At 67.5% G+C, this 12,272-nt stretch carries 10 protein-coding genes; 2 read left to right on the plus strand and 8 right to left on the minus strand.

What is annotated here, in order from left to right:
• Positions 1–28: 28 nt before the first annotated feature.
• Complete coding sequence (gene alc, locus RM543_RS17395) at positions 29–1,048, minus strand: allantoicase (RefSeq protein ID WP_311693996.1); 1,020 nt, start codon at positions 1,046–1,048, stop codon at positions 29–31.
• A 221-nt stretch (positions 1,049–1,269) separates the two neighbouring features.
• On the opposite strand from alc, the gene RM543_RS17400 reads away from it, so the two are divergent.
• Entirely contained in the window at positions 1,270–2,505 is a 1,236-nt protein-coding gene (locus RM543_RS17400) for a urate hydroxylase PuuD (RefSeq protein ID WP_311693998.1), read from the plus strand.
• Positions 2,506–2,538: 33 nt separating this feature from the next.
• Here RM543_RS17400 and arsJ read toward each other — a convergent pair whose 3' ends face one another.
• From arsJ to hppD, 6 genes are all read right to left on the minus strand, one after another.
• Positions 2,539–3,804 carry an organoarsenical effux MFS transporter ArsJ gene (arsJ, locus tag RM543_RS17405; protein ID WP_311694000.1) on the minus strand — a complete coding sequence of 422 codons (1,266 nt, stop codon included), beginning with the start codon at positions 3,802–3,804 and terminating at the stop codon, positions 2,539–2,541.
• Positions 3,801–4,799 (minus strand): ArsJ-associated glyceraldehyde-3-phosphate dehydrogenase, encoded by a 999-nt coding sequence (locus tag RM543_RS17410; RefSeq protein ID WP_311694001.1) that lies wholly within the window; start codon positions 4,797–4,799, stop codon positions 3,801–3,803. Before RM543_RS17410 ends, arsJ begins: the two co-directional genes overlap by 4 nt.
• Positions 4,796–5,611 carry an arsenate reductase/protein-tyrosine-phosphatase family protein gene (locus RM543_RS17415; protein ID WP_311694003.1) on the minus strand — a complete coding sequence of 272 codons (816 nt, stop codon included), beginning with the start codon at positions 5,609–5,611 and terminating at the stop codon, positions 4,796–4,798. Before RM543_RS17415 ends, RM543_RS17410 begins: the two co-directional genes overlap by 4 nt.
• 101 nt (positions 5,612–5,712) lie before the next feature.
• Positions 5,713–7,125, minus strand: a complete 1,413-nt coding sequence (locus RM543_RS17420; protein ID WP_311694005.1) for an FAD-binding oxidoreductase — start codon at positions 7,123–7,125, stop codon at positions 5,713–5,715.
• 88 nt (positions 7,126–7,213) lie between these two features.
• On the minus strand, positions 7,214–7,573 hold the full coding sequence (locus RM543_RS17425; RefSeq protein ID WP_311694007.1) for a Rieske (2Fe-2S) protein: 360 nt from the start codon (positions 7,571–7,573) through the stop codon (positions 7,214–7,216).
• A 28-nt stretch (positions 7,574–7,601) separates the two neighbouring features.
• Entirely contained in the window at positions 7,602–8,708 is a 1,107-nt protein-coding gene (hppD, locus tag RM543_RS17430; RefSeq protein WP_311694009.1) for a 4-hydroxyphenylpyruvate dioxygenase, read from the minus strand.
• A gap of 356 nt (positions 8,709–9,064) precedes the next feature.
• Here hppD and RM543_RS17435 point away from each other — a divergent pair, with 356 nt between their 5' ends.
• Positions 9,065–9,940, plus strand: a complete 876-nt coding sequence (locus RM543_RS17435; protein ID WP_311694011.1) for a helix-turn-helix transcriptional regulator — start codon at positions 9,065–9,067, stop codon at positions 9,938–9,940.
• Positions 9,941–9,982: 42 nt separating this feature from the next.
• On the opposite strand, the gene RM543_RS17440 is transcribed toward RM543_RS17435, so the two are convergent.
• Positions 9,983–12,121, minus strand: coding sequence for a TonB-dependent siderophore receptor (locus tag RM543_RS17440; RefSeq protein ID WP_311694013.1), 2,139 nt, complete (start codon positions 12,119–12,121; stop codon positions 9,983–9,985).
• Positions 12,122–12,272 lie beyond the last annotated feature (151 nt).

Below are 12,272 nucleotides of genomic sequence, written 5' to 3' on the forward strand. Positions count from 1 at the left end.
CTGACCGCGCGCGCGGCCCGCCCGAACCTCAGCTCCTGACAGGCCGACCGAAGATGCGCAGCCGGGACACGCCGCCATCGGGGAGGATGTTGAACCTCACATGGGTGACGGGGCCCATCTCCTCCAGCTCGCCGGCAAACCGGTGCTCGGCGTCCGGGCCGAGCTTCACTTCCGGCAGCAACGTCTTCCAGAACATCGAGTCGGTCACCAGCGCGTCGGTGAGACCGTCGCCGAAGCTGGTGAGGTCAGCCGCCTGCATGGAGCAGCGGTCGGGGTAGTTGCCCTTGAAGTGCGCCGTGTCGACGAGGAGTTCCTCGACCTTGCCGCGTGCGCCGAGGGCGATCACGGCCCAGTCGTAGCCGGGTTCGCGGCGGCGCCGCGTCTCCCAGCCGTCGCCCATGTCCCGGCCACGGCCGGGCGCGAGAAGGCGGTTGTAATCGCCGTAATGCGCGTCCGAGAAGGCGAGGATACGGCCGCCGTTCAGGGCCGCGCAAAGGTCGATCCGCTGGCCGCCCGTGGTATCGTCCAGCTCCGGCACGCCGAAAACGCGGAACCGCGCGACGCCGCCATCGGGGTAGATGTGCAAGCGCAGATGGGTCCAGCTTTCGTAGTTCTCGCACCGGAAGAAATGGTGACCGTCCGGGCCGAGGGGGCGGTGGGGCAGGATGTCCGCCCACTTCGTCTCTTCGGTCACGCCCTCGGGCGCATAGGCCGCCTCGACGCGGGCCGCGGGGGCGTAGTTGCCGGTGAAATGCGCGGTGTCGATGTCGAAGCCGAGAACGCGGCCGGCCGCCGCGAGCTTTACCGTCGCCCAGTCGTGTCCGCCGTCACGGCGGCGCTGGCTTTCCCAGCCGTCCATCCACTTGCCGTGCTCGTCGAACTTGCCGGGGATGAAGATGGGGGGCGCATCGTCCAGCATGCGGGCGGCGGGGGCGAAGAAATCGTTCGTCGCGTTCTCCACCCGTGCGCCGAGACCGGCGGATGCAAGGTTGATGCCGGTGCGAGCGTAAAGCGGCACATCGGGATTGAGCTTTTCGATCGTGGGCATCTGGGCTCCGGGCACGGGACAACGAGGGGCGAAGGACTGGGGGCCGGACGCCGCCGTCCCGGCGTCGCGCGGGCGAGCAGTGCCCGATCACGGTGTTAGACGAATGCCCGCTCGTTCGGCAAGTCTCGCGCGCGCCCGGTCTGTCCCAAGGAGGCGTGTTGCCTTCGCCCTGCCCTCCGGCGCATCCTCCCGCGGCGGAACGATAACGGGAGACGCAAGGTATGGTCGGCGGCGCATTCTATCTCGACTGGCTCGAATTCGCCGTGCGCTGGACGCATGTCATCGTCGCCATCGCGTGGATCGGCTCGTCCTTCTACTTCATCGCACTCGATCTCGGCCTCAGGCGGCACGATGCCCTGCCGAAGGGCGTCGGCGGCGAGGAATGGCAGGTCCATGGCGGGGGCTTCTACCATATCCAGAAATACATGGTCGCGCCCGGCCACATGCCGGAGGACCTGACCTGGTTCAAATGGGAGAGCTACGCGACCTGGCTTAGCGGCGCGGCGCTCCTGATCGTCGTCTACTGGCTCGGCGCCGAACTTTACCTCATCGATCCCGCCGTCGCCGATCTCGCCGTCTGGCAGGCCGTCCTGCTCTCGGGCGGCTCGCTGGTCATCGGGTGGCTCATCTACGATGCGCTGTGCAAATCACCTGTCGGGCAAAGCCCCACCGGTCTGATGCTGCTTCTCTTCGTGCTGCTCGTCGCGATGTCCTGGGGCTATACGCAGATCTTCTCGGGCCGCGCGGCGCTCCTGCACCTCGGAGCGTTCACGGCGACGATCATGTCCGCCAACGTCTTCCGGGTGATCATCCCGAACCAGCACATCGTCGTCGGCGACCTGAAGGCCGGCCGCACGCCCGATGCGAAATACGGCAAGATCGCCAAGCAGCGGTCGACGCACAACAACTACCTGACGCTGCCCGTCCTGTTCCTGATGCTGTCGAACCATTACCCGCTCGCCTTCGCCAGCGAGTTCAACTGGATCATCGCCAGCCTCGTCTTCCTGATGGGCGTGACGATCCGGCATTTCTTCAACACCCTGCACGCGACCGGCAAGGGCCCTGCCTGGACCTGGGCCGCGACGGCGATCCTCTTCGTCATCATCGTCGCGATCTCGGTCTATCCGATCCTGAAGGACGACCAGTGGGAGGAGACGGCGATGACGCCGCGCGCCGAGCGCTTCGCCGCCGCCGAGCATTTCGATGCCGCCTTCACCGCGATTCAGGGGCGCTGCGCCATGTGCCACGCGCCGGAGCCCTCCTGGCCCGGCATCGCCGCACCGCCCAAGGGGGTGAACCTCGTCACCCGCTCCGCCGTCGCGACACTGGCGAGCGACATCTACCTGCAGGCGGGCGTCACCCACGCGATGCCGCCGGGCAACCTGTCGCAGATGGAGGACGAGGAGCGCGCGCTCATCCGCGCGTGGTACGAGGAAGGCGCCTACGGGGAGGGCTGAGGCCGCGTCCCGTCCGGGCTCCCCTCCCCCCGGTCAGGCCGGCGCGTGCATCCGGTGGCCCTCCAGCCGCCCCGCCCCGACGCGGCTAAGAAGGACGAGCAGTGAAGCCGTCCCGAGGCAGAGCGGCAAGCCGCCGATCTGGTAGGTCAGCCCGGACAGCATCGTGCCGAGGAGCCGCCCCGCCGCGTTCGCCATGTAGTAGAACCCCACGTCCATCGTCACCCGCTCGGAACTGGTGAAGGCGAGGATGAGGTAGGAATGGAGGGAGGAGTTCACCGCGAAGACCGCGCCGAAGGCGAGCAGTCCCGCCACGAGGGCGACGGTCAGCCAGGGCGATGGGCCGGGCGAGAGAAAGACGAGCGCGGCAAGAAGTACGGGGATCACGGCAAGCCATCCCGCCCAGCGCCGCGCCTCCCTCACCAGCTCCCGCTCCGGCCGTGTCGCCGCGCCGAGGAGCCGGGGCGCCGCGCCCTGCACGCCGCCGTAGAGAATCGTCCAGACCGCCATGAAGCTGCCGATGAGGAAGAAAGCGGCGCGGTTACCGTCCTCCGAGCCGTCCGACAGCACGGCGTAGAAGTAGATCGGGATACCGACGACGAACCACACGTCCCGCGCCCCGAAGAGGAACAATCGCGCGGCGGAGAGCCAGTTCACGTCCCGATCCTTGGACAGGATGTCGGACACCTTCGCCCCCTTCCGCCCCCGCGGCAGCCCGGCGGGCATCTTCACGGTCAGCGCCACGAGGATCAGCGCCAGCGCGGCCGCCATGGCGAGCACCGATGGCACGAAGCCGAGGGTTGCGAGAAGTCCTGCGCCGGTGAGAAATCCCACGCCCTTCACGGCGTTCTTGGATCCCGTGAGCACGGCGACCCAGCGAAAAAGACCGCCCCGCGCCGTCGGCGCCAGGGTCTTCACCGCCGATTTCGCGCTCATCTTGGAAAGGTCCTTGGCGACCCCCGAGGCCCCCTGCACCGCCATGACGTAGGCGACCGAAGGCCAGAGCGCCCATCCCGGATCGAGGGCAGCAAGCGCAAGGAGGGCCAGAACCTGGATCGAAAGGCCGGCAAAGAGCGTCGACGTCAGCCCGAAGCGCGCGGCGATCCAGCCCGCGGACAGGTTGGTGACGATCCCCGCCACCTCGTAGAGCAGGAAGAGCCAGGCGAGCTGCACCGGGGAAAAGCCGAGCGTGTGGAAATGCAGAAGAACGAGCATCCGCAGGGCACCGTCCGTCAGCATGAACGCCCAGTAGGCCGCCGTCACCGCGATATAGGCGGAAAGGCCCTCGGGCCGGGCGCTCACAGGCTGGCCCCCACCATCCGTGCGACATCCGCGAGGCGGTGCGCGTAGCCCATCTCGTTGTCGTACCACACGTAGAGTTTCACCTGCGTCCCGGCGACCACCATCGTGGACGCCGCATCGACGATGCCGGACCGCGTGTCGTTGACGTAATCGGCGGAGACGAGCGGGCGCGTCTCGTAGCCGAGGATACCCGAAAGCGGCCCTTCGGAGGCGGCGCGGAGCATCTCGTTCACCTCTTCGGCGCTCGTCGTTCGCGCCACTTCGAAGACGCAGTCGGTGAGTGACGCGTTGAGGAGCGGCACACGGACGGCATGGCCGTTGAGCTTGCCCGTCAGCTCCGGGAAGATCTGCGTGATCGCGGTGGCCGAGCCCGTGGTCGTCGGGATCAGCGAGTTGAGCGCGGAGCGGGCGCGGCGGAGATCCTTCGCCGGGCGGTCCACCATCGTCTGCGTGTTGGTCACGTCATGGATCGTGGTGATGGAGCCGTGGCGGATGCCGAGGCCCTCGTGGATCACCTTCACCACCGGAGCGAGGCAGTTCGTCGTGCAGCTCGCGGCGGTGAGGATGCGGTGGATGCCCGGATCGTATGTCCCGTCGTTCACGCCGTAGACGATGTTCGCGGCGTTCCCGTCCTTTACCGGCGCACTGACGACGACCTTGCGCACCCCGGCCTCGAAATAGGGCGCGAGCTTCGCCTCGCTCTTGAAGACCCCGGTGCAGTCGATCACCACGTCGACGCCGCCGAGCGGCAGATCCTCGATCCGGCTCTCCCGGTGGACCGGCAGCCGCCGCCCGTCCACGCTCAGGCTCTCGTCGTCGGCGGAAAACTCGGCGGGCCAGCGACCGTGGACGCTGTCGAATTCCAGCAGATGCGCGTGCATCGCGGGATCCCCTGCCGCGTCGTTGATCCAAGCGATCTCGGCTCCGCTTTCGAGCAGTGGCCGCAGGGCGAGTTTTCCGATCCGGCCGAGGCCGTTGAGCGCGAAAGTGGTCATGCCGGTTCCTTGGCGAGAGTGTCGAGGTGATGTTGCCGCGACAGCCGGTCCAGCGTGTCGAGCGGAAGGGCGGCGAAGGCACGGATGCGGCGGCGAAGGCCCGCATGAACCTGCGCGAAGGCGAGATGACGTTCGGCCTCGGTGCCCTGCGCGAGGACCGGATCGGGCATCCCCCAATGCGCGGCGACAGGATGCTCCGGCCAGGCCGGACAGTCTTCGTTGGCGGCCCGGTCGCAGACGGAGATCACGAAATCCATGCGCGGCGCATCCGCCTCGCGGAACATCGCCGCGTCCTTGGGATGAAGGGCGGAGACGTCGTGGCCGCCTCTTCGCAGCAGATCCAGCGCAATGGGATGTGCGTGCTCGCGAGGCCGGGTGCCGGCGGAAAAGGCGGTGAAGCGGTCCCCGGCCTCCTCGCGCAGGATCGCCTCGGCCATCAGGGACCGGGCGGAGTTGCCGGTGCAGAGAAAGAGGACGTTGTAGCCACCGGCGGGCGCGGGCGCGCGCACGGCCAGATCAGCGCACCGGTCGACCCGGCCCCGGCAGCACTCCTCCACGAGATAGGAGACCAGCCCGCCGGCCTCCGCTGTCCTCGCGCTGTAAAGGAGCGACCGCCCTTGCCGCGCCTGGTCGATCAATCCGGCCTGTCGCAACGTGCTGAGGTAGGCGGAGAGGGTGTTCTGCCTGACCGCCAGCGCCTCCCCGAGCTCACCGGCAGGAACGGCGTCCGGATACCGCCGCATGAGCAGGCGGAAGAGCGCGAGGCGCTGCGGATGCGCGAGGGCATTGAGTTGGTCGATTATCACTTCCATATTTCGCGATATATCGAAATGAAATCCGGCTGGCAAGATTCGATGGAGCGTGCCCCATCATGAACGCGCCCTGCGACACCGCGATGACAGGCGGCGGGAGATCAGCTCAGGAGCACACCCCGCCCGAGGCGCCCGCCGGGATCGAGCGCCTGCCTGATGGTTCGCATCGCCTCGAGCTGGGCCGGATCCTTGCGCTTCGCCAGCGTTCCGGTCTTCACCCGCCCGATGCCGTGCTCGGCGCTGTAGGATCCTTTCATGTCGGCGAGGATATCGAGGAGCTCGCCGGTGGCCGCATCCGCCCGGCCCTCGTCCCACGATCCGCCATCCCTGGCGGAGAGGGAGTAATGGATGTTCCCGTCCCCGAGATGTCCGACGACGAGCGGCTGGAGCCCTGCGGCTTCGGCAACGTCACCGGCACGGCGCAGGAAATCCGGAACGCCGGACAGGGGAAGAGCGGCGTCGAGCACCCGGAAGGGCCCCCGCGCGACGATCGACTCGAGCACAGCCTCCCTCAGCCGCCAGAGATCGCGGCGCTGCTGCTCGGAGGTCGCGAAGAAGCCGTCCTCGATCTGCCCCTCCTCCATGAGCGCCTCGATCTCGGACAGCATGATCCGCTGAAGCGCGACCTCGCCGGTCTCGTCCTCCTCGGCATCGGCAGGCCGCGTGGAGGCAAGCTCTACGAGTATGCCGCACTCCGCCGTGCGCTCCAGCGGCGCGCGCAGGGACGGGTCGTGCTCCCGGATCGCCTCCACCATCGGCCCCGGCATGTACTCGAACGCCTCAACGAGACCACCGCTGACATCCTGCAATCGGTTCAGGATATCCAGCGCCCCCTCTACCTGGGGCAGCGCGAGGAAGGCGGTGCTGCGAACCCGTGGCGTCGGCACGAGCTTCAGAACGGCGCCGGTGATAATCCCGAGCGTCCCTTCGGAGCCGATCAGCAGGTTCTTCAGGTCATAGCCGGTATTGTCCTTGCGAAGTCCGGTCAGGCCGTGAACGATCTCCCCCGACGGCAGAACGGCCTCGATCCCGAGGCAGAGATCCCGCGCGTTGCCGTAGCGCAGGACATTGGATCCGCCGGCATTGGTCGCGAGCGCTCCGCCGATCATCGCCGAACCGCGCGCGCCGAACATGAGCGGATAATCGAGCCCGTGCTCCGCGACAGCGTCCTGAAGCATCTCGATGACGAGACCGGCATCGACCGTCGCGGTGCGCGCAGCGGGATCGATGGCACGGATCCGCGTCATGCGCTTGAGGGAGAGGACGATGCCGTCGCCCGCCTCGTCCGGCACGCTGCCGCCCGAGACGGAGGTGTTGCCGGACTGCACGATGATCGGAACATCGAGCGCGTCGGCCGCCTTCACCACCGCCGCGACCTCCTCGGTATTTCCCGGAAGGAGCACGGCGCGGGCGCTGCCTTGCCACTGGCCGGTCCAGTCCCTCAGATGCGGCGCCATGTCCTCCTCGCCGGTCAGCACGTTCGCCGCGCCGACGATGTCCGCGAACTCCTTCATGGTCGCGATCTCCCCCCTGCGAATGTCACGGACGTGTCTTCCCCGAACGGGACCCCGAGGTCCACCAAAAGCCCGGGGGCCGCACGCTTCAGACCCCGCCGACGATCACCTCGCCGCCGCGGATCTCGATCGGAACCTGGATGAGGGCGCAGCCCGCGCCGTAGCCGCCGGTCCCCTCCCCGGTTGCCGCATCGAAGCGGGCGTCATGGTTCGAGCAGCGCAGCGAGACGCCGTCCGGCGACAGGATGCCGGACGACCGCCAGTCGAGCGGGAGGTGCTGATGCGGACACGCGTTCACGTAGGCGCGCAGACCGCCGGCGGACCGCACGAGAAGAACCGGAAAGCCGCCGAGATCGCAGCCGTGGACCGGGCCCGTCATCTCCGCCTCGAGGCAGATCCGGGCGCCGGGTTCGGGCGCGGAGGGTATGGCCCGCCACGCGCCGCTCACGTCTCGCGTCCCCCCTTGGGACCCGCGATCACTCCCCGGCCTTCAGGACGCCGCGCTGGATCTGGTCTTCCTCGATCGACTCGAACAGCGCCTTGAAGTTGCCCTCGCCGAAGCCGTCGTCGCCCTTGCGCTGGATGAACTCGAAGAAGATCGGGCCGATCACGGTCTTCGAGAAGATCTGCAACAGGACCCGTGTCGTGCCGCCGTCGACGACGCCCTCCCCGTCGATCAGGATACCGTGCTTCTGCATGCGGTCGAGCGGCTCCGCGTGATCCTGCACCCGCGCGTGCGACATCTCGTAGTAGGCCTGGGGCGGCGGCGGCATGAACGCGATGCCCTTGTCCGCGATCCGGTCCACCGAGCCGTAGATATCCTCGGTCGCAACGGCGATGTGCTGGATGCCCTCGCCCTTGTATTCCTTCAGGTATTCCTCGATCTGGCTGTTCTCGTCGGCGCTCTCGTTGATCGGGATCCGGATCTTACCGCAGGGCGAGGTCAGCGCGCGGGAAAAGAGCCCGGTCTGCTTCCCCTTGATGTCGAAGAAACGGATCTCACGGAAGTTGAACGCCTTGGCGTAGAAATCGTACCAGGTCGACATGTTGCCGCGGGCGACGTTGTGGGTGAGGTGATCGAGGTAATAGAAGCCAGCGCCCTCGGGCTTCGGGTCCCGATCGCCGAGCCACTCGAACTCGCCCTCGTAGCAGGACCCGTCCTCGCCGTAGGTTTCGACGAAGTAGAGCAGCGAGCCGCCGATGCCGATCACGGCCGGAACGTCCAGCGTCTTGTCGGAGCCGGTATATTCCTCCGCGCCGTAATCCACCGCGCATTTCAGGGCGTGCTGGGCGTCGACCACGCGCCAAGCCATGGCCGGGGCGCAGGGGCCGTGCTCGCCGACGAAGCGCGCGGCATGGGTGTCCGGCTCGCGGTTGACGATGTAGTTGATGTCGCCCTGGCGGTAGAGGGAAATGTCGCGGGTCTTGTGCCGCGCGACCTCGGAATAGCCCATCTGCTCGAACAGGGCCTCGAGCTTGCCGGTCTCGGGATGGGCGAATTCGACGAACTCGAACCCGTCGGTGCCGGCGATGTTGACGTCGTCGATTTTCGCCTTGGGGGCGTCGTGCGGAAAGGGACCCATGACGGACTCCTCCTGATCTGAAGTCGCGCTGACGTGCCCTTACGCGACGAACGAGATCCCGGCCCGCGGGGCCCGGCGCCGTGCTGCGAGCCTCGGGGAGGGTCGCGCGGATCCGGACATGCTGATGATGCATCCCGGCTCCCCTTTCGTCAACACCGAGCCCGGGAAGGGCGCAGAAGAGGCGGGCCGGCGCCGCGTCGCCGCGTCCTCGGGCCGTCCACCTTGTCATCGCCGCAGGCGCGGGGCAGTACTCGCCCCGCGTAGCCGGACTGGACCCGGGGCGCGAGCGCCCGATCCGGCGCCTCCCGCGGTTCAGCAGCCACCTTGCAGGCGACTTTGCGGACGGAAGACGGCCCATGCGATACAGCCATGACTTCACCGGGGTGACCGAGCAGATCCACTGTACCCTCCCGGTGCGCTGGCATCTGTTCGAGACCGTCCTCGGCGTCTACTGGCAGGCCGAGGGCACCGCCGAAAGCCGCGGCTACTACGTGTCGGCCAACCCGCGCCTCAGCATCTTCTTCGGGGATGTCAGCTCCATCGAGGTTCAGGACGCAGGCTCCGCGCGGCCGATGGCCCGGGCGATGTTCGTGCCCGCGGGCATGCCGCTGCGCACCGCCTTCACCAAGCCCCTCGCGCTGTCGCATCTCGACATCCACATCGATGCCGGTTGGGCCGTTCAGTTCCTGTCCGCCGCGATGCCGCGGGCCAGCGCGATCCGGCTGCTGGAGCATCCGGCGGAATGCGACGACCTCGGCGATCTCGAAGCCGTCGCGCGGCTTCTGGTGACCGAGCTCGGCAGCCCCTCCCGCCCCGACATCTATGCCCAGAGCCTCGCCGGGAGCCTGATCTGCGGCATCCTCGACGTCGGAGGCCGCGCGGACGATCCCGCCAGCGGACGGCTGACAGCGGCGCAGATGCGCAAGATCGCGGCGCGGTTCGAGGCGGGCGGGCGGCACCGGATGCCCATCGCGGAGATGGCGGCGACGGTAAACCTCTCCGAGAGCTGGTTCTCGCGGGTCTTCAAGGCCACCACGGGCGTGACGCCCCACCAGTGGCAACTGACCCAGCGGATCGAACGCGCCCGGACGATGCTGTCCGAGACGACGCTCAGCGTCACGGATATCGCGGACCAGCTCGGTTTTTCGGACCAGGCCCACCTGACGCGGGCCTTCCGGCAGGAGGTGGGCGAGACGCCGGCGGCGTGGAGACGGCGGCGCCTCGCAGCATGAGCGGCCGGTCCCCTCCGGGCGGGAGGGGACCGGCGATGCGCCTTACCAGGTCCGCCGGAGCGTGGCGGTGACGGTGCGGCCGTTGTTGTAGTAATCCGCGGTGCCGCGCCCGACGACGTACTGCTCGTCGAGAAGGTTGCTGACGTTGATCTGAAGCGCGGTGTCCTCGGAGAAGTCGTAGGCCAGCGAGGCATCGAGATACGTCTGCTCGGGGCTCGTGCCGCCGGTGTTGTAGGCGTTGTACTCGTATTCGCCGACATACCGGGCGCCGAGGCCGAGTTCGAGATCGCCGCGCATCCCCTCCCCGGGAATGGCGTAGGTCAGCCAGGCGGACGCGATGTGATTGGGAACGGTGGCGAATTCGTTGCCGCTGACGTCCACTCCGCGAACGGCGCCGCGCACGAATTCCGACTCCTGGTAGGCGTAGGAGGCGGCGAAGCCGAGGTTGCTCGCCAGCTCCCCCTTCGCCTCCAGTTCGAAACCACGAACATTCGACTCGCCGATGGTCTGCCGCTCGATCACGCCGTTGTCGAGGACCACGGGCACAACCACGTTGTTCTTCGTCAGATCGTAGATCGATGCGGTGAAGAGCGCGTTCACGCCGGCGGGCTGATACTTGACGCCGATCTCGTACTGCTCGCCGCGCTCCGGCTCCGACCCGATCGAGGGCGGCGCCACCGATTCCACGTAGCTGGCATAGGCGGAGACCTCGTCGCTGACCTTGTAGGTCAGAGCGGCGCGGTAGGAGGTTTCGGCGAAGTCGCCATCCGTTTCGACCGCGGCACCGGAGGAGCGATCGGTCTTCTCGATTTCCAGCCAGTCCCGGCGGATCCCGGCCGTCACCACGACGCGGTCCGAGAAGGACAGGTTCTGCTGGGCGAAGACCGAACGGGTGAAATAGTCGGTCTCCTGGTCGGATTTCAGCTCATATCCCGTCGGCGCACCGCTGTAGCTCGGGTCCTCGACGTCGATCTGGGTGTAGGGATCGTAGGCGGAACTGCTGGAATTGGACGCGTCGCGGAACTCGACGCCTGCAAGGGTGCTGCTGTCGATGCTGCCGAAGCTGGTATCGTATTGCACGATGGCGTTGCCGATCCATTCCTCCGAGGAGCTGTCGCCAGCGAAGTAGTACCGGTCCACGAGGCTGCCCACGCGACCGGCATTGTCGTTCACGTAGACGTAGCCGAACCCGTCGTCGAGGTCGCTGTAGCGCAGGTTCGCGCGCAGCTTCAGGCCGCCTTCGAACTCATGCCGGAACGCCGCCGACAGGGTCGTGCGTTCGACGTCCTGGTCGTTGAAGTCCGGTTCGCCGAAGAACTCGTCCCGGTCGTATTCGCGGTCGAGCGGGTAGCCGCCGCTGTTCGGCGTGGTGTCGCGCTTGAGGTAATCGGCGGTGAACGTCAGCTCGGTATAGGCGGTGGGCGCCCATGTCAGGGCTCCGAGGAAGAACTGCTCGTCGTCGCGCGAATAGTCGTATTCCCGCTCCCCGTCCTTCACCTTGCCGACGAGACGATAGGCCAGGGTCTCACCGGGATCGATCACGTCGCCGAAGTCGAAGCCGATCTCGGCTTGTTCGTGCGTGCCGTAGCTGCCGTAAAGCTCGCCGAAGCGCTCGAAGCGGGGGGACTTGGTGACGAAGTTGAGCGTGCCGCCGGGATCGGAGGTGCCGAAGAGGGTAGAGTTGCCGCCCTTCACGACCTCGAGCCGCTCGTAGGCATAGGGCTCCTCTCGCACGCCGCGCATGGTCCCGAGGTTGAGGCCGTCCCGGTAGGTCGAGGCCTGGAAACCGCGAACGAGGTAGTAATCGTTGCGGTCGTCCGTGCCGTAGTAGTCGCTTACGATGCCGGAGGTGTATTCCAGCACGTCCTCCACGGTATCGGCGCCCCGTGCCTCGATCTCCTTCTCGGTCACGACGGAGACGGAGGCCGGCGTGTCGAGGATGCTGGTCGCGACCTTGCCGCCCGTCCAGAGCTCGGTGGCCACGATCGAGCCGGCATCGTCATCGATGCGAACGCCGGCATCGACGATGATGGGAGAGAGGCGGAAGGCGTTCCCGGTCTCGTCGGCGCTCTCTTGCGCCGCGAGGGCCGAGGGAAGGGCGACGAGAGCGCTGCACCCCATGAGCAGGGTTCCGAGCGAGGCGGAGACGAGGTGGCGATGCGACGCGGACACTGAAGCCATATTCTGACGTTCCCGGATTATATGTTGGGTCTTGAAAGCCGGCTGGCCTCGGGCTGGCGGGCTGCGACGGTGCGTGGCGCGGGGAAGCGCACACGCAGACGGCGCCGGGCCGCGGGGATCCGCGGCCGGGACGAAAGGGAGACCGGCCCCC

The sequence above is a fragment of the Tropicimonas omnivorans genome (assembly GCF_031846565.1).
Lineage (GTDB): Bacteria > Pseudomonadota > Alphaproteobacteria > Rhodobacterales > Rhodobacteraceae > Tropicimonas_B > Tropicimonas_B omnivorans.

Excerpts from the sequence above, each read along its gene's own strand:
- RM543_RS17415 (WP_311694003.1), bottom strand. The coding sequence starts at position 5,611 with ATGGAAGTGATAATCGACCAACTCAATGCCCTCGCGCATCCGCAGCGC.
- hppD (WP_311694009.1), bottom strand. The coding sequence starts at position 8,708 with ATGGGTCCCTTTCCGCACGACGCCCCCAAGGCGAAAATCGACGACGTC.
- RM543_RS17440 (WP_311694013.1), bottom strand. The coding sequence starts at position 12,121 with ATGGCTTCAGTGTCCGCGTCGCATCGCCACCTCGTCTCCGCCTCGCTC.
- RM543_RS17410 (WP_311694001.1), bottom strand. The coding sequence starts at position 4,799 with ATGACCACTTTCGCGCTCAACGGCCTCGGCCGGATCGGAAAACTCGCC.
- alc (WP_311693996.1), bottom strand. The coding sequence starts at position 1,048 with ATGCCCACGATCGAAAAGCTCAATCCCGATGTGCCGCTTTACGCTCGC.
- RM543_RS17420 (WP_311694005.1), bottom strand. The coding sequence starts at position 7,125 with ATGAAGGAGTTCGCGGACATCGTCGGCGCGGCGAACGTGCTGACCGGC.
- RM543_RS17435 (WP_311694011.1), top strand. The coding sequence starts at position 9,065 with ATGCGATACAGCCATGACTTCACCGGGGTGACCGAGCAGATCCACTGT.
- RM543_RS17400 (WP_311693998.1), top strand. The coding sequence starts at position 1,270 with ATGGTCGGCGGCGCATTCTATCTCGACTGGCTCGAATTCGCCGTGCGC.